This window comes from Streptomyces sp. NPDC005574 (genome assembly GCF_040605435.1).
Classification (GTDB): Bacteria; Actinomycetota; Actinomycetes; order Streptomycetales; family Streptomycetaceae; genus Streptomyces.
Window position 1 is genome coordinate 56,574 of the sequence record NZ_JBEXCW010000040.1, and the last position, 15,998, is coordinate 72,571.

Consider the following 15,998-nt stretch of genomic DNA (forward strand, 5'->3'; position numbering starts at 1 on the left):
TGCTCCCGGAGGTGCGTCATGTCAACCCCGCACGGTCACCGCAGGCCGGAACTGATCGCCACGATCGAGGACGCGGTGCGGGACAACGGCGGCCGCGGACAGCTGCTGCACCAGGCGATCGCCGCCCGCTTCGGGCTGAACCCGACCGACATGAAGTGCGTCGACCTGGCCCGCAGCGAACCCCGTCTGACCGCCGGCCGGCTCGCCGAGATCACCGGCATGAGCACCTCGGCGACCACGGCCGTGCTCGACCGGATGGAGAAGGCCGGCTTCATCGAGCGGGTCCGCGACCCCGACGACCGGCGCCGGGTCATCGTGGCCTCCACCGGCCGCCGCGAGCAGGAACTCGCCGCGGCCTTCGCCCCGCTCGCGGACGCGATGACCGCCGTACTCCAGTCGTACGACGACGACCAGCTGGAGGTCATCGCGGGGTTCTCGCTGCGCGTCAACGAGCTGCTGCGGGACCTGACCCGCACGCTGCCGGGGACGCCGGCCGGGCCGCTGCCCGGCGCGGCGGCCGCCGGCGGGCAGTCGCTCACCACGCGACCGGCAGCGAGCTGAGTCCCCGGATCATTCCGGCACCCCAGGTCAGCTCCTGCTCGTCGACCGCGAGCCGCAGCCCGGGGAACCGGCGCAGCAGCGCCCCGAACGCCACCTGGAGCTCCACCCGGGCCAGCGGCGCCCCCAGGCAGCGGTGGATGCCGTGGCCGAAGGCGATGTGCCGGTTCTCGGTGCGGCCGAGGTCGAGGACGTCGGGGCCGGGGAACATGTCCGCGTCCCGGTTGGCCGACGCCGTGGACGGGATGACCGCCTCCCCCGGCCGTACCACCGTCGAGCCGATCTTCACCTCCTCCGTGGCGATCCGGATCGTGCCGCCGCTGACCGGCCCCGGCGTCCAGCGCAGCAGTTCCTCCACGGCCGCGGCCGGGAACTCCGCGCCTCGCAACGGGTCGAGCTGCCCGGGGTGCCGCAGCAGCGCGAGGACCGAGTTGGCCAGGGAGTTGGCGACCGTGTGATAGCCGGCGGTGATCAGCGTGGCGGCTACGGTGACCAGTTCGGCGGGCCGCAGCCGGTCCCCGTCACGGGCGGCGATGAGGGTGCCGAGCAGGTCGTCGCCCGGTGTCTGCTGCTTCTCGGCGATCAGGTGCCGCAGGTAGTCGGCCAGCCGCTGCCGGGCGCCGGTGACCGTGCCCGCCGCGTGCGGGGCGAGGGTGAGGGCCGCGTCCGTCCACTCCTTGAACGACTCCCGGTCACCGTCCGGCACGCCGAGCAGCTCGCAGATGGTGATGATGGGCAGCGGTCTGGCCAGGTGCTCGACCAGGTCCACGGGCGGCCCGATCTCCGCCATCCCGTCGAGCAGCCGCTCGGTGGTGCGGGCGATCCGGGGCCGCAGCAGCTCGGCCTGCCGGCCGGTGAAGGCCGGCGCGAGCAGCCGCCGCAGCCGGGTGTGGTCGGGCGGGTCCATCGCCATGATGGAGTCCGGTTCGGGCCGGGCCGGGCCCAGCCGGGGCGCCTCCGGCCGGGTGGCGGCCGCGCGGCTGAGCCGGGGGTCGTTGAGCACCGCGCGCACGTCCTCGTACCGGGTCACCAGCCAGGCGCGGTCGCCGGTGGGCAGCTCGGCGCGGGCCACCGGGCAGCCTCCGCGCAGCCGCCGCCACTCGGGGGGCGGGTCGAACAGCCGGGGGTGTTCGAAGGGGAAGCGCAGGGTGTCGTCCGGGAGGTCGTCGGACACGGCTTCCGGGTGGTCGCCGGACGGGGCGTCCGGCATGTCGTCGGAGATGTCGTCGGACAAGACGGTCCTCCAGAAGTCTCGTTGCGGGCGCGGCGGGCCGTGCGGAGCCCGGGGTCAGCCGACGACTTCCATCTGGCCCATCATTCCCATGGTCATGTGGCCCAGCAGGTGGCAGTGGTACATGAACCTGCCGGTGTAGTCGGTGAACCTGAGCTTGAAGCGCACGCTCTTGCCCGGCATGACGGTGACGGTGTCCTTCAGTCCCGCCTCGCCCGGCGCGGGGGGCGTGCCGTCCCGGTCCAGCACCTGGAAGTGCTCCAGGTGGGTGTGCAGGGAGTGCGGGATGCCGAACCGCGTGTCGGTGTTGTGGACGGTCCACACCTCCGTGGTGCCGAGCCGGGGCCGCAGGTCGACGCGTTCGGGGTCGAACGGCCGGCCGTTGATCAGGTGCTGCCCGGTGGTCGCGTCGAAGGACATGACGAGGGTCCGCTCCACGGTGGGGGTGCCCAGGTCGGGCACCGGGCGCAACTCGTCCGGCACGTGGGAGGGGTCGTGCGCGGTGCGCACCACGTCGAAGCGCATGACCTCCGGGAGTTCGCCTGGGAAGGCGATGGCGTTGCTGAGGACGACCTGGGAGCCGACCGGGTAGCGGGAGAAGTCGATGACGACCTCCTGCCGTTCGGCCGGCCAGATCTCCAGGACCCGGGCGGGCACCGGCGCGGGCAGCAGGCCCCCGTCGGTGGCGATGTGGGTCATCTCGTCGCCCTGGCCCAGCCGGAGCAGGAAGGCCCGCTCGTTGGAGGTGTTGGTGAGGCGGATGCGGTACTTGCGGGCGGCGACCTCGAAGTACGGGCGGGGGCGGCCGTTGACCAGCACGGTGGGCCGGTCCATGAAGCCGTCCATGGCGTACACGAGTGAGCCGTCCTCGGCGAACTTGGCGTCCCGCAGGTACAGCGGCACGTCGTAGCGGCCCTTGGGCAGGGGCAGCTTCTCCTCGAACGCGTCGGTCAGCAGATAGCCGGCCACGGTGCCCAGGTAGACGTTCTCGGCGTGCGCGTGGTGGGAGTGGTCGTGCAGCCACATGGACGAGGCGCGCTGCTCGTTGGGGTAGTTGAAGACGCGGCTGCCGCCGGGCAGCACCTCGTTGTCGGGGTGCCCGTCGTGCCGGGCCGGGACGTGGCCGCCGTGCAGGTGCATGGAGAACGGGACGCCGAGGGCGTTGGTCTGCTCGATGATCACCGGCCGGCCCCGGGTGGCCCGGATGACCGGGGCGACCTCGCCGTTGAACAGGCGCATCCGGGTCGTGGTGCCGGGCAGGACGGACACGTCCGCCTCGCGGGCGGTCAGCCGGTAGACGTCGTAGCCCGCGCCGTGCCGGCCGCGTCCCTGGCCGAGCGGGCGCAGTACCCGGGCCCGCCGCAGCGGCAGGGCGAAGAGCTCGTCGGCCCTCCCGCCGCCGGATCCGGAGGCGAGCGCCGTCGCGCCCGCGCCGGAGGCGGCGGCCAGCACACCGGTGGCAGCGCTCGCCCTGATGAGTTGCCTGCGAGTCAGCACGCGCTCTCTCCTTGTTCGCTGGGCCGGGTCCGCGTCGGGTGGGGCCGTGTCCGCGTTCGGTGGGTCGTGTCGGGCGGGGCGGTGTCCGGTGGGGCCGGTGCCCGCGCATATTCAGCCGCAGGGGGCTAGGCGCCCGCTTGAGCGGCGGTACACCGGGTCCGGTGGGCGCGGGAGTCGCTCAGCCCGTGCGGTGGACCTTGTGCTGGGCCGCCTGGGCACGCGGGCGGACGACCATGAGGTCGACGTCGACATGCGCCGGCCGGGTCACGGCCCAGGTCACGGCGTCGGCGACGTCCTCGGCGGTGAGGGGCTGTTCGACGCCCCGGTAGACGCGGGCCGCGGCGTCGGCGTCGCCCCGGAACCGGTTGAGGGCGAACTCCTCGGTGCGCACCAGACCGGGTGCGATCTCGACCACGCGCACGGGCTCGCCGCACAGTTCCAGCCGCAGCGTGGCCGCGAGGGCGTGCGCCCCGTGCTTGGCCGCCGCGTATCCGCCGCCGCCCTCGTAGGCGACGTGTCCGGCGGTCGAGGACAGCACCACGACCGTGCCGCCGCCGTCCGCCACCAGCAGGGGCAGCAGTGCCTGGGTGACGTGCAGGGTGCCGAGGACGTTGACCTCGAACATGGCGGACCAGTCGGCCGGGTCGGCGACGGCGACGTACTCGGTGCCGAGCGCGCCGCCCGCGTTGTTCACCAGCACGTCGACCCGTTCCAGACCGTCCGCGAAGTCCCGTACGGCCTGCTGGTCGGTGACGTCCAGGGGGTGCGCGGAGCACTGGCCGCCGGCCGCCGTGATCCGCGCGGCGACCGTTTCGAGGCGGTCCTTGCGACGGCCGGTAAGCACGACCCGGTGGCCGGTCGCGGCCAGCCGGCGCGCGGTCGCGGCGCCGATGCCGCTGCCTGCTCCGGTGACGACGGCGACAGCAGTGTCCATGGGGGCTCCTCCAGGTGGTGCCGGTGGGCGGGACGACCGGGGCAGGGTGGCGTGCCGCGCTCGAATACGCCTATGGCCGCCGGGCGCGGGAGGGTGCCGCCACCCGTCCCGGCCACGGGCGGACGGGCTCTCTCGATACGGCCTGAAGCCACCCTTGAGCCGGTCTGCGGAGCATCCGGGCCTCGGAACTAAGGAGGAACCGGTGAGAGACGCGAACCCAGCGGGACCCTCGGGCGTCGGGCGCGGTCCGCGGCGGCGCGGCGTGCTGTTCGGGCTGGCGGGCGGCGCGACCGCGCTGCTGCCCGGCACGGCGGTGGCCCAGGAGTCCGCCAGGCACCACGGACCACGGGCCGGGACGGTCGTCGGCGCGGTGGCCGCGCCCGACGGCCTGACCCTGAGCGCCGACACGGTCCCCGCGGGTGTGGTCACCCTGCGCGCGACCACGCCGGACCCCGCGCAGCAGCACCCCCTCGGGCTGATCAGGCTGCTGCCCGGAGTGTCCCTGGACGGCTTCCTGACCCACTACCGGCAGGCCGCCACCGCCAAGGACCCGGCCGAGCGGCGGGCCGGCCTGGAACTCATCGACAGCGAGGCGCGCTACTTCGGCGGACCGGCCGTGACCGCGGCCGGCGGGGCGGTGGAGGTGACCTGGATCCTCGCCCCCGGCACCTACCACCTGCTCGACTACACCACCGTCGACCCCGCGCACCCGGAGCGGGTGCGCACGCTGCGGGTGACCGGCACCAGTCCGCAGGGCCGCCCCCGGGTCGCGCCGCACGTCATCACGCCGTACGACGACGGCGACCGGGGCCGCTACCTCACCGCGGGCACGCTGCCCGCCGCCGGGGTGTTCCAGGTGGTGAACCACACGGCGCAGCTCAACGAGGTGATGTTCCTGCGGACCGTGGCGGGGGCCACCGACGCGGACGTCACCGCGTGCATGGAGGCGCTGGGCAGGGGCGAGAACCCCCCTGTCTACCCGTTCACCGGCGTGCCCACCGGTCTGACCCCGCTGCAGCCCGGTTCGTCCGCGGTGTTCGCGCACTCCCTCCAGCCGGGCCGCTATCTGCTCACCTCCTTCATCAGCAACCGCCAGACGCTCGTCAAGCGGGCCTTCGAAGGCATGTGGCAGCTGGTCACCCTGCGCTGACCGCCCGCCGGCGGCCGGTCCGCCCCCGTCCGGGAACGGCCCGACGGACGGCCGGGCGCCGGGTCCGCGCCGGTGCCGCGAGGGTGTCGCGCCGATCCAGCGCCCCTCCAGGGCCCGCCCAGCGGCCGTCCAGCGCCCGTCCGACGGGTGGTCAGGCGCCCGGGCCCGTACCGGCCCGCGCCGGTCCGCAGCCCGTCCCGCACCGGCCCGGCGCCGGTGGCACGCCAGTCCCACGCCAGTCCTACGCCAGCCCTACGAGAGAGAGATGAACACCTATGAGGACGGTGGCCCATCGAGACGGGCGGCGGCGCGTCCTGCTGTCCACGGTCTCCTCGGACGCCCACACCTGGAACCTGGTCTTCCTCCGGCTGCTGCTGGAGGAGATGGGCCACGAGGTCGTCAGTCTCGGGCCGTGCGTACCCGACCGGCTGCTCCTCGACTCCGTGCGCCGGATCCGGCCCGACCTGCTGGTCGTCAGCACCGTCAACGGCCACGGGCAGCTCGACGGGGCCCGGATGATCCGCAAGCTGCGCGCCGACCCGGTGGCCCGGGACACGCCCGCGGTCATCGGCGGCAAGCTGGGGATCACCGGCGACGACGGCACCACGACCGCGCGGGCACTGGTCGACGCCGGCTTCGACGCGGTGTTCACGGACACCGCGGACACCGCGCTGATCGGCCGGATCCTCGGGGCGCTGCCGCAGCGGGCTCCGGAGGGCAGGGCGGTATGACCGGGCAGTCGTCGAGCGACCTCCCGTCCGCCGATCTGGGCGCCCAGGTGCGCCGGGCCGCCGCCATGGGCCTGCTCGTGGTGCAGCCCCGGATGGGGATGGCCACCCCGGACGCGATGGCGGCGGGGCTGCGCGCGGTGTGCTCGCTGCCCTACCCGACGGTCGGCACCCTCACCCTCGACAGCTACACGCGGGTCGGCGACCACGACCACGCGCGGGCCGCGCTGGCCGCGGGCGACGCGCTCAACGGCTTCCCGCTGGTGGCGCACGGACCGCAGGTCACCGCCCGGGTCGCCGCGGCGGCCGCCGACCGCGCGGTGCAGGTGCGGCACGGCTCGGCGCTGCCCGGGGACATCTTCCGCGCGATGGCCGCCGCCGGTCTCTCCGCGAGCGAGGGCGGCCCGGTGTCGTACTGCCTGCCCTACGGCCGCACCCCGCTGGCCGAGTCGGTCGCCAACTGGCGTGCGGCGACGGCGGAGTTCGCGGAGCTGAGCCGGGCCCGCGGACTGCGGGCGCATCTGGAGACGTTCGGCGGCTGCCTGCTCGGCCAGCTGTGCCCGCCCTCGCTGCTGGTGGCGACGAGCGTGCTGGAGGCGCTGTTCTTCGTGCAGCAGGGCACGACCAGCGTGTCCCTGAGCTACGCGCAGCAGACCGACGCCCGCCAGGACGTCGAGGCGCTGGCCGCGCTGCGGCTGCTCGCCGACGAGTGGCTGCCCGGCCACGTCGACCGCCACCTGGTGCTCTACACGTACATGGGTGTCTTCCCCGGCAGCCCGCAGGGCGCGCAGCTGCTGATGGACCGCAGCGCGGAACTCGCGGTGCGCGGCGGCGCCCAGCGGCTCATCGTGAAGACACCGGTCGAGGCGGTGCGGCTGCCGACCGTCGCCGAGAACGTCGCCGCGCTGCGGTCGGCGGCCCGCACCGCGCTCCGCACCCGCGGTGACAGCCGTGTCCCGCGGGCCCACCAGGTCGACCCCGGTGAGGTGCTCGCCGAGGCGCGGGCGCTGGTGGAGGCGACGCTGGAGCTGCACGACGACGTGGGCACCGCGCTGACCCGCGCCTTCGCGGCCGGAATCCTGGACGTGCCGTTCTGTCTGCACGAGGACAACCGGGGGCTGACCCAGGCCGCCGTCGACGGGGAGGGGCGGCTGCGCTGGACCCGGACCGGGCGGCTGCCGCTGCCCCGCCGCACCGGGGCGGCGCGCTCCGCGCCGGGCGCCGTCACCGCGGGCCGGCTGCTGCAGATGCTGCGCTACACCGCGGACCGGCACGACCTGCTGGCCCTGGAGGGCGCCCCGGACTCCGGCTGGGAGGCTCTGCCCGGGCAGCAGCCGCCCGACGAGTCACCGCCGGAGCCGTACCGGATCGCGGTGGTCGGCACCGGTCCGCGCGGCACCTCGGTGCTGGAGCGGCTGGCGGCCCGGCTGGCCGAGGAGCCGGCCGCCCGCCCGGTGGAGATCTGCGCGATCGACGCCACCGAGGTGGGGCCGGGCCGTATCTGGCGCACCGGCCAGCCGCACTGGTCGATGATGAACACCGTCTCCGGCGAGGTCACCATCTTCTCCGGGCCCCCGGACGGCGGTCCCGCCCGCGCCGGGGCGGGCCCCTCGCTGTACGAGTGGTGGCGGGGCGTCGACCCGGAGCGGGCGGCCCCGGACGCCTGCGCCCCGCGCGCCCTGTACGGGCAGTACCTCGCCTACGCCCTGGACCGCGTCGAGCGGACCCTGCCGGCCGGGACGCTGCGGCTGCGCCGGCTCTCCGGCCAGTACGTCCGGACGCTGGCCCGGGAGTCCGACGGACGGTACCTGCTGACCCTCGGCGACGGACGCCGGGTGCACGCGGACCGGGTGGTGCTGACCACCGGCCACCCGCTGCCCGGACTGCGGCCCGACCAGCGGGCGCTGGCCGACTTCGCCGAGGAGCGACCGCACCTGCGGTACGTGCGCGGCGACTCGGCGATCGACATGCCGCTGGCGGAGGTGGCACCCGGCAGCACCGTCGGCGTGATCGGCCTCGGCCTGTCCTTCTACGACGTCGTCGCCGCCCTCACCACCGGGCGCGGCGGCCGGTTCGTGCCGGCCGGGAACGACCTCCGGTACGAACCGAGCGGCCGGGAACCGCTGCTGGTCGCCGGGTCGCGCAGCGGGGTGCCGCTGCTGGCCCGCGGCCGCAACCAGAAGGGGCCCCAGCACACCTACCGGCCGCGGCTGTTCACCCGGGAACGGGTCCGCGCGCTGCGCCGGCGCGGGCCGCTGGACTTCCGGGCGGACGTCGAGCCCTGGCTGCTGGCCGAGGTGGAACTGGTGCGCTGTGCGACGGCGCTGCACCGCGACTACGGGCCCGACATCGCCGAGCGGTTCCGGCACGAGGCCGAGGAGGCGGTGCGGGCCGAGGAGGCGGTGCGGGCCGGCGACGCCGATCCGCGGCAGGCGGTGTTCCGGGCCGCGGCCCGCTGCGGCCTGCGCGGGTTGCGCCCCCTGGACCTGGAGGAGTGGGCCTGGCCGTTCCGCGGGCGCCGCTTCCCCGGCGGCGCGGCCTTCCAGGAGGAGCTGGCCGCGCTGCTGCGCCGGGACCTGGAGCTGGCCGAGGAGGGCAACGCCGAGGGGCCCGTGAAGGCCTGCCTGGACACCATCCGGGACGTGCGGGGGGTGCTGCGCTGCGCCGTGGACTTCTCGGGTCTCGCCCCCGACTCGCACCGCGAGGACTTCCTGCGGGACTTCGTGCCCATGGTGTCCCGGCTCACCACCGGGCCGCCCATGGTGCGGCTGCGTCAGCTCCTCGCCCTGCTGGACGCCGGGCTGCTGCGGATCGCGGGCCCGGACGCCCGGTACGGCGCCGACCCGGGCACCGGACGGTTCTTCGTGGAGTCGCCGCAGGTCGCCGGCAGCCGCACCGCGCTGGACGTGCTGATCGACGCCCGGATTCCCGAGCCGGACCTGCGGCGGGCACACGGCGACCTGACGGCCCGGCTTCGCGACCAGGGCCTGCTCACCCCGTACGTCAACCGGGGCGCGGACGGCACCGAGTTCGCCACCGGGGGCGTGAGGGTCACCGGGTCGCCGTTCCATCCGGTACGGGCCGACGGGCGTCCCGAGAACGGGATGTACGTGCTGGGCATCCCCAGCGAGTTCACCCGGTGGTTCACCCAGGTCGGCAGCGGACGCCCGGGGGTGTGGGGCGAGTTCACGGCCGACGCCGACGCGATCGCCGAGGACGCCCTGGCGGGGGCGCGCACCGGGGCGGACGGCCGGACGCTGAGCGGCGCCGCCCTGAGCGGTGTGGTGCTGAGCGCCCGGTGGCGGGCCGAACTCGGCTCGTCCGACGACGAAGGAGAGCGCTGATGCCCTCGCGCACCCAGGCGGCACCGGCACCGGACGCCCACCGGGCCGCCCGGTGGACGCCCGCGCACCACGAGTTCCGCGCGGCCCGCGACCTGCTGCTGCGCCACCGCACCGATCCGGACACCGCGGCGGCCCTGTTCCGCTGGCCCCGGCCTGAGCACTTCAACTGGGCGCTGGAGTGGTTCGACGTGATCGCGGACGGCAACGACACGCCCGCGCTGGAACTCGCCGACCGGAACGGCGGGGTGCGCTCGTACTCGTACGCCGCCCTCTCCCGCCGCTCCGACGCGGTGGCGAACTGGCTGGCCGGTCTGGGGGTGGCGCGCGGGGACCGGCTGATGGTGGTCCTCGGCACCCAGCCCGAGCTGTGGGAGGTGCTGCTCGCCGCGCTGAAGCTCGGGGCCGTGGTGGTGCCCAGCCATCCGGACCTGACGGCCGCGCAGGCCGCCGACCGGGTCCACCGCGGGCGGCTCGCGCACCTGGTGTGCCGGAGCGCCGCGGCCCCGGCCTTCGAGGGTCTGACCGTCCCCGGGGCGCGGATCGCGGTCCCCGGCCCGGACGGCCGGGTCCCGGCGGGCTGGACGGACTACCGCGGCAGCGAGCGGGCCGCCGGCAGGTTCGTGCCCGAGCGCCCCACCCCGGCCGGCGACGTGGCGTTCTGCTACTTCACCTCCGGTACGACCTCGGCGCCCAAGCTGGTCGCGCACACCCACCTCAGCTATCCGGCCGGCCACCTCTCCAGCCTCTACTGGAACGGCCTGCTGCCCGGCGACCGGCAGGTCAACGTCTCCTCGCCGGGCTGGGCCAAGCACTCCTGGAGCAGCCTGTTCGTGCCGTGGAACGCCGAGGCCACGATCGTGGCGCTGCCCGAGGGCGCCGTGGACGCCGCCGGGCTGCCCGGCCTGCTGCACCGGCTGCGGGCCACCGCCTTCTGCGCGCCGCCGAGCGTGTGGCAGGCCCTGCGCCCCCATCTCGGCTCCGCCGCGCCCCGGTTGAGGGAGGCCACGAGTGCCGGTGAGCCGCTGCCGCCGGACCTGGCCGACGCGGTCCGGGACGCCTGGGGGGTCGCGGTGCGCGACGGGTACGGGCAGACCGAGACGACCGCCCTGATAGGCACCACGCCGGGCACCGAACCCCGTCCGGGACTGCTCGGCCGGCCACTGCCCGGCTACCGCGTCACCCTGCGCGACCCGGAGACGGGGGCCCGCCAGGACCTGCCGGGCGGACCGGACGGGTCGCTTTCCGGCGAGATCTGCGTCGAGCTCGGCGCGGGCGGTCCCGCCGGGGCGGACGCGGGCGGCGACGCCGGCCGGCCGGTCGGTGTGATGGCCGGCTACCCGGACGACCCCGAACGCACCGAACAGGCCCTGGGCCGCGGCTGGTACGCCACCGGCGACCTCGGCGAACGCGACGCGGACGGCTGGATACGGGTCCTGGGCCGGCGCGACGACGTGTTCAAGTCCCACGGCCACCGGATCTCGCCGTACGAGGCGGAGGCCGCGCTGCGCGCCCACCCCGCGGTCGCCGAGGTGGCGGTGGTGCCGGTGCCGGACGACCGGGCCGGCCTGCTGCCGCTCGCCGTCGTCGTCCCGGCACCCGGCCGGACGCCGGACGCGGCGCTGGCCGGTCTGCTGCTCGCGCACGCCGGACGCGCCCTGTCACCGGTGGGGCGCCCCGAGCGGCTGTGCTTCGCCGAACGGCTGCCCCGCACCACCTCCGGCAAGATCCAGCGGCGTGTGGTGCGCGAACAACTGCCGCAGTACGGCACCCCGTTCGGCCCCGCGTGCACCACCACCGGGCCCTCCCCCGTTCCCGTGTCCCCTGATCTCCCTGCTGCGAGAAGGAGTTGACGGCATGTCAGCACGACAGGTCCCCGTGGCGGCCCCGCTGCTCGTCGAGGGGCTCGACCGGCCCGAGGAGCTCACCCGCCGTCTGCGGTTCACCCCGCTGACGGCGGACGGCCGCGTCGGTGTCGAGGTGTTCCCGCTCTACGGCGCCGAGCAGACCGGCCCGTCCGGGCCCGCGGCCTCGCTGGTGCGGTACCACCCGGGCGCGAGTGCCGACCCGCACCGCCACACCGGCTACGAGATCATCCTCGTCCTCGACGGCGAACTGATCACCGAGGACGGACGGCACCCGAAGAACTCCCTGCTGGTGATGGCCCCCGGCAGCGTCCACGCCCCACGCACCGAGCGGGGCGCGCTGATGCTGGTGGTGTGGGAGGCACCGGTGGAACCGGCGGAGGCGGTGACGGTCACGCAGGACTGACCCGGACGCCGACCACCGCATCGTCCGGGACACCGGTCGCCGGACACCGACCGCCACCCCCGCCCGGAGTCCCGGACGGGGGTGGCGGTCCCGCGTCCGGCGACCGGGCGCGTCAGGGGCCGGGCGCCGGCGCCCTCACTCCTCCTCGGACGTGATGCCGTAGACGGCGTAGTGCCGGCCTCGGGAGCGGTCCTGGAAGGACCTCAGCGCCGAGGGGCTGTCCTTGTGGTCGGGCCCGAACTGCCAGGCGCGGTAAGCCTCCAGGCTCTCCCACTCGCCGTGCAGCGCGAACTCGCCGGGCCGGTCCACGTCCCGCAGCAGCTCGCTGCGCAGCAGTCCGGGAACGGTGTCGGGCCGCACCCAGCTGATCTCCCGGTACGCCCGCTCCAGCGGTTCCGTGCCGTCCTCGGGGGCCCGCAGGTACACGACCACGCGGACGCGCTCGGTGGGCTCGGGGCTCCCGGGGCTCCCGGTGCCTGCCGGGCTCCCGGTGCAGGCGGGGCTTCCAGCGCTCTCGTTGCTCGTCATCGACGGTGCCTCTCGTCAGTCGTAGTACGCGGGCGCCACACGCAGCGTCCGCCACTGCTGGGCGTCGTGGCCGTGCACGATCAGGGCGTTCTCCGCGCGCGCCAGGTCCACCAACTTGCGGGTCGACGCGCGCAGTTCCTTCTCATCCAGGTCGAAGGGCAGGACGGGGCGGTCCTCGGGGTCGAGGGCCGCGCTCATCGGGATGGCGTCCACGGCGAGCAGCACAGCGCCGGTCCGCTCCAGCCGGACCAGGACCGACTGGTGGCCCGGCACATGCCCGCCGGAGGCCACCAGCTCGATGCCCGGCAGGAGTTCGGTGTCCCCGTCGACGGTGCGGTACCGCAGCCCGGGCACGTCCCACAGCGGCCGGGACGCGGCGAGCCTCGGCACGGTGCCCGAGCGGGCCAGGTCGAGGTGGGCGCGCTGGATGACGAACTCGGCGCCGGGGAAGGCCGCGTGTCCGCCGACGTGGTCGGGGTCGAGGTGGGAGCACACGACGAGGTCGACGTCCTCGGGGCGCACGCCGACGCGGGCCAGCGCCGACACCACGTCCTGGCCCTCCTCCACCTGGAGGGGCCCGTCGGGCGCGGCCCCGGTGTCGATCAGCACGGTGTGCCCGTCGTCGGTGCGGATCAGATAGCCGGGCACCGGCGCCCCGAGCCCCGGGACGGTGCCCAGCCTCAGCAAGTACAGCCTCATGTCTGCGCGTTCCCTTCCGGCGCGACGGGTGCCGCTGCCGCCGGAATGGTCGGCGGGCGCGCTCGAGCGGCGCTCAAGCGGAACCGATCACACTCGGCGCAAGCGCGCCGTCGGACAGAGGAGAGAGCACCGTGACGCACGCAACTGAGGAGACGTACCTGGAAGGGGAGGGGGTGCCGGACCCGCAGCGGTGGCGCGCCGCCGCAGTGATTCTCGTCGCCATCGCCCTCGACCTCATCGACACGACGATCGTCAACGTGGCGCTTCCGGTGCTGCAGACCGACCTGGGCGCCGACAAGGCGGCGCTCCAGTGGGTCGCGGCCGCCTACACGCTGACCTTCGCGCTGAGCCTGATCACCGTCGGCCGTATCGGCGACATGCTGGGCCGCAAGCGGTTGATCTGCGTGGGCATCGTCGTGTTCGTCGCCGCGTCGCTGCTGTGCGGGGTGGCGCAGAGCACGGAGATGCTGATCGCCTCCCGGGTGCTGCAGGGCCTGGGCGGTGCCATGGTGATGACGCAGGGCCTGTCGATCTTCCAGGTGGCCTTCCCGCCCAAGGAACGCGCCGCGGTCTTCGGCATGTTCGGCGCCCTGTCCGGTGTCGCCGCGATGCTCGGTCCGGTGCTCGGCGGGGTGCTCGTCGACGCCGACCTCTTCGGCTGGTCGTGGCGTCCGATCTTCCTGGTCAACGTGCCCGTGGGCCTGCTCGCCCTGCTCGGGGTGGGCGCCTTCGTCCGCGAGTCGCGGTCGCCGAACGTCAAGCGTCTGGACCTGGTGGGTGTCGCCCTGGTGACGCTCGCCCTGCTGTCCCTGCTCTACCCGCTGGTGCAGGGCGCGGAGGCCGGCTGGCCCACCTGGTCGTTCGCCGCGATGGCCTGCTCGGTGCCGCTGTTCGTCGTGTTCGGCCTGTACGAGCGGCGCAAGGCGGCCCGGGACGGCTCCGCCCTCGTGGAGCCGAGCCTTTTCAAGGAACGGTCCTTCGTGGCCGGCCTGTTGGTGATGCTGAGCTTCTTCGCGATCATCGCGGGCCTGTTCTTCCCCTTCACCCTCTATCTCCAGGTGGGTCTCGGCTTCTCGCCGCTGGCGGCCGGCCTGGCGACCGTGCCGTTCTCCTTCGGCGCGATGATCACCTCGTCGTTCTCGGCGGTCCTGGCCCTCAAGATGGGGCGCAAGGTGCTGAGCATCGGCATGGTGATCATGGGGGTCGGCATGGTCGCCCTCATCTTCACCATCGACCACTTCGGCTCCGGCATCGGCGGCTGGGACCTGGCGCCCGCGCTGGGCGTGCTCGGCCTCGGCCTCGGGTTCGTCATCTCGCCGGTGGTGGACATCGTGCTCGGCGGTGTCCCGGTGGAGCACGCCGGCTCCGGCTCCGGTGTCCTCAGCACCGCCGACCAGCTCGGTGCCGCGGCGGGCGTCGCCGTCATCGGGGTGCTGTTCTTCAACCTGCTGGCCGGCCAGGCCGTGTCCGGCGCGGACACGGCGGTGCCGGACCTGCGCCACGGTCTGGCCGCGGCGGGGGTCGCGGCGCCCGCGCGGGACACGATCGTGGCGAACTTCCGTGTCTGCGCGAAGGAGAGCGGCAAGAACGAGGACGCCGGTGATCCGCCGGCCGCCTGCCGGCGGATCATCCCCGCGGGGGCGGTGCCCGCCGGCCAGGAGAAGCAGGTCGGCAGAGTGCTCGCCGACGCCTCCGGCAAGGCCCGCAAGGAGGGGTACGCGAAGGCCACGGGTGACGTCCTGTGGTACGAGGTGGGGATCATCGGCCTCGGGTTCGTGCTGACGTTCATGCTGCCGAAGCGGCCGCGGCCGCCGGAGTGGGCGGCGGGTACGGACGGTGCGTCCGAGGGCGACGGCGGCGACGCCGTGCCCTCGCAGAGGGGGCCGGAAGTGTCGGCGGGGCCGCGGGAGGACCGCGGATAGCGGTCCGCGGCCGCGTCCGTCCCGTCCAGTCCGGTCCGGGCCGGCCCGCAGTCCACGGGGGGCCCGGTACGCCGTCCGCGGGAGCGTCGTGGCCGGTCGCGCCGCGACCCGCGTCCCTTCGGGCGCGCTGTCGAACCGCTCCCGATCAGCCCCCGGAGCCACCCGGTCGAGGCCGTCGTACGCCACGCGTGCGGCGGCCTCTTCGTGTCGTGCCCCCCATCGTGCCGACGTGTCGTGCCGTCGTGTCGTGCCGCAGGGGCTGTAGAGCCTTTCGAGTCGCTTTGCAGAAGGGGGTCCCACGCTGGCCGGACAACCGAGGTCCGGCTGTCTTTCCCCTGGAGGGTCCGTGTCCCTGCACTTGTTCACCTCGGAGTCCGTCACCGAGGGCCACCCCGACAAGATCGCGGACCGGATCAGCGACACGATCCTCGACGCGATCCTGAGCAACGACCCCACGGCGCGCGTCGCGGTCGAGACGCTGATCACGACCGGTCAGGTCCATGTGGCCGGCGAGGTCACCACGTCCGCCTACGCGGACATCCCCACCCTGGTCCGCGAGGCCGTCCTCGACATCGGCTACGACTCGTCGGCCAAGGGCTTCGACGGCGCCTCCTGCGGTGTGTCGGTGTCCATCGGCGCGCAGTCCCCGGACATCGCGCAGGGCGTCGACACGGCGTACGAGAGCAGGGTCGAGGGTGCCGCCGGGGGCGCGGACCCGGACGAGCTGGACCGGCAGGGTGCCGGTGACCAGGGCCTGATGTTCGGCTACGCGACGGACGAGACGCCGACGCTGATGCCGCTGCCGATCTTCCTCGCGCACCGCCTCGCACACCGTCTGTCCGAGGTCCGCAGGAACGGCACGATCCCCTACCTCCGTCCCGACGGCAAGACACAGGTCACCATCGAGTACGACGGCGACAAGCCGGTGAGGCTGGACACGGTGGTGGTCTCCTCGCAGCACGCGAGCGGTATCGACCTGGAGTCACTGCTCGTCCCGGACGTCCGTGAGCAGGTCGTGGACCACGAGCTGGCGCGGCTGGCCGCCGAGGGCATCAAGCTGGACACCGAGGGCTACCGGCTGCTGGTCAACCCGACCGGCCGGTTCGAGATCGGCGGCCCGATGGGTGACGCGGGCCTGA

The 15,998-nt window shown here is 74.5% G+C and carries 13 protein-coding genes; 8 read left to right on the top strand and 5 right to left on the bottom strand.

What is annotated here, in order from left to right; all coding sequences use genetic code 11:
• Positions 1–18 precede the first annotated feature (18 nt).
• Positions 19–561, top strand: a complete 543-nt coding sequence (locus ABZT03_RS24480) for a MarR family transcriptional regulator (protein WP_356042605.1) — start codon at positions 19–21, stop codon at positions 559–561.
• On the opposite strand, the gene ABZT03_RS24485 is transcribed toward ABZT03_RS24480, so the two are convergent.
• From ABZT03_RS24485 to ABZT03_RS24495, 3 genes are all read right to left on the bottom strand, one after another.
• Complete coding sequence (locus tag ABZT03_RS24485) at positions 536–1,792, bottom strand: cytochrome P450 (RefSeq protein WP_356042607.1); 1,257 nt, start codon at positions 1,790–1,792, stop codon at positions 536–538. The two genes, ABZT03_RS24480 and ABZT03_RS24485, sit on opposite strands and share 26 nt — an antisense overlap.
• Before the next feature lie 54 nt (positions 1,793–1,846).
• Positions 1,847–3,286, bottom strand: coding sequence for a multicopper oxidase domain-containing protein (locus ABZT03_RS24490; RefSeq protein ID WP_356042609.1), 1,440 nt, complete (start codon positions 3,284–3,286; stop codon positions 1,847–1,849).
• A 178-nt stretch (positions 3,287–3,464) separates the two neighbouring features.
• A complete protein-coding gene (locus ABZT03_RS24495) occupies positions 3,465–4,220 on the bottom strand; it encodes an SDR family oxidoreductase (RefSeq protein WP_356042611.1) in 756 nt (251 codons plus the stop codon).
• A gap of 202 nt (positions 4,221–4,422) precedes the next feature.
• On the opposite strand from ABZT03_RS24495, the gene ABZT03_RS24500 reads away from it, so the two are divergent.
• The 5 genes from ABZT03_RS24500 to ABZT03_RS24520 all read left to right on the top strand — a co-directional run bounded on the left by ABZT03_RS24500 (position 4,423) and on the right by ABZT03_RS24520 (position 11,710).
• Positions 4,423–5,370 carry a hypothetical protein gene (locus tag ABZT03_RS24500; RefSeq protein ID WP_356042612.1) on the top strand — a complete coding sequence of 316 codons (948 nt, stop codon included), beginning with the start codon at positions 4,423–4,425 and terminating at the stop codon, positions 5,368–5,370.
• A 275-nt stretch (positions 5,371–5,645) separates the two neighbouring features.
• The gene (locus tag ABZT03_RS24505) at positions 5,646–6,101 is read left to right on the top strand and encodes a cobalamin-dependent protein (RefSeq protein WP_356042614.1); all 456 of its coding nucleotides are present in this window, start codon (positions 5,646–5,648) and stop codon (positions 6,099–6,101) included.
• Entirely contained in the window at positions 6,098–9,442 is a 3,345-nt protein-coding gene (locus ABZT03_RS24510) for an FAD/NAD(P)-binding protein (protein ID WP_356042616.1), read from the top strand. The genes ABZT03_RS24505 and ABZT03_RS24510 overlap by 4 nt, the downstream gene beginning before the upstream one ends.
• Positions 9,442–11,292: an AMP-binding protein gene (locus ABZT03_RS24515; RefSeq protein ID WP_356042617.1), complete on the top strand. Its 1,851-nt coding sequence runs from the start codon at positions 9,442–9,444 to the stop codon at positions 11,290–11,292. The genes ABZT03_RS24510 and ABZT03_RS24515 overlap by 1 nt, the downstream gene beginning before the upstream one ends.
• 4 nt (positions 11,293–11,296) lie before the next feature.
• A complete protein-coding gene (locus ABZT03_RS24520; protein ID WP_356042619.1) occupies positions 11,297–11,710 on the top strand; it encodes a cupin domain-containing protein in 414 nt (137 codons plus the stop codon).
• A 135-nt stretch (positions 11,711–11,845) separates the two neighbouring features.
• Here ABZT03_RS24520 and ABZT03_RS24525 read toward each other — a convergent pair whose 3' ends face one another.
• Together ABZT03_RS24525 and ABZT03_RS24530 are read right to left on the bottom strand one after the other, a co-directional pair.
• Positions 11,846–12,238 (bottom strand): antibiotic biosynthesis monooxygenase family protein, encoded by a 393-nt coding sequence (locus tag ABZT03_RS24525; protein WP_356042621.1) that lies wholly within the window; start codon positions 12,236–12,238, stop codon positions 11,846–11,848.
• A gap of 15 nt (positions 12,239–12,253) precedes the next feature.
• Positions 12,254–12,937: an N-acyl homoserine lactonase family protein gene (locus ABZT03_RS24530; protein WP_356042623.1), complete on the bottom strand. Its 684-nt coding sequence runs from the start codon at positions 12,935–12,937 to the stop codon at positions 12,254–12,256.
• Between the two features lie 131 nt (positions 12,938–13,068).
• Between ABZT03_RS24530 and ABZT03_RS24535 the strand changes: the two genes are divergently transcribed.
• Positions 13,069–14,859, top strand: a complete 1,791-nt coding sequence (locus ABZT03_RS24535; RefSeq protein ID WP_356042625.1) for an MFS transporter — start codon at positions 13,069–13,071, stop codon at positions 14,857–14,859.
• A 346-nt stretch (positions 14,860–15,205) separates the two neighbouring features.
• Positions 15,206–15,998: methionine adenosyltransferase (locus ABZT03_RS24540; protein WP_356042627.1), on the top strand; the 793-nt coding region annotated here is incomplete at its 3' end.

Excerpts from the sequence above, each read along its gene's own strand:
- ABZT03_RS24480 (WP_356042605.1), top strand. The coding sequence starts at position 19 with ATGTCAACCCCGCACGGTCACCGCAGGCCGGAACTGATCGCCACGATC.
- ABZT03_RS24495 (WP_356042611.1), bottom strand. The coding sequence starts at position 4,220 with ATGGACACTGCTGTCGCCGTCGTCACCGGAGCAGGCAGCGGCATCGGC.
- ABZT03_RS24505 (WP_356042614.1), top strand. The coding sequence starts at position 5,646 with ATGAGGACGGTGGCCCATCGAGACGGGCGGCGGCGCGTCCTGCTGTCC.
- ABZT03_RS24510 (WP_356042616.1), top strand. The coding sequence starts at position 6,098 with ATGACCGGGCAGTCGTCGAGCGACCTCCCGTCCGCCGATCTGGGCGCC.
- ABZT03_RS24515 (WP_356042617.1), top strand. The coding sequence starts at position 9,442 with ATGCCCTCGCGCACCCAGGCGGCACCGGCACCGGACGCCCACCGGGCC.
- ABZT03_RS24520 (WP_356042619.1), top strand. The coding sequence starts at position 11,297 with ATGTCAGCACGACAGGTCCCCGTGGCGGCCCCGCTGCTCGTCGAGGGG.
- ABZT03_RS24525 (WP_356042621.1), bottom strand. The coding sequence starts at position 12,238 with ATGACGAGCAACGAGAGCGCTGGAAGCCCCGCCTGCACCGGGAGCCCG.
- ABZT03_RS24530 (WP_356042623.1), bottom strand. The coding sequence starts at position 12,937 with ATGAGGCTGTACTTGCTGAGGCTGGGCACCGTCCCGGGGCTCGGGGCG.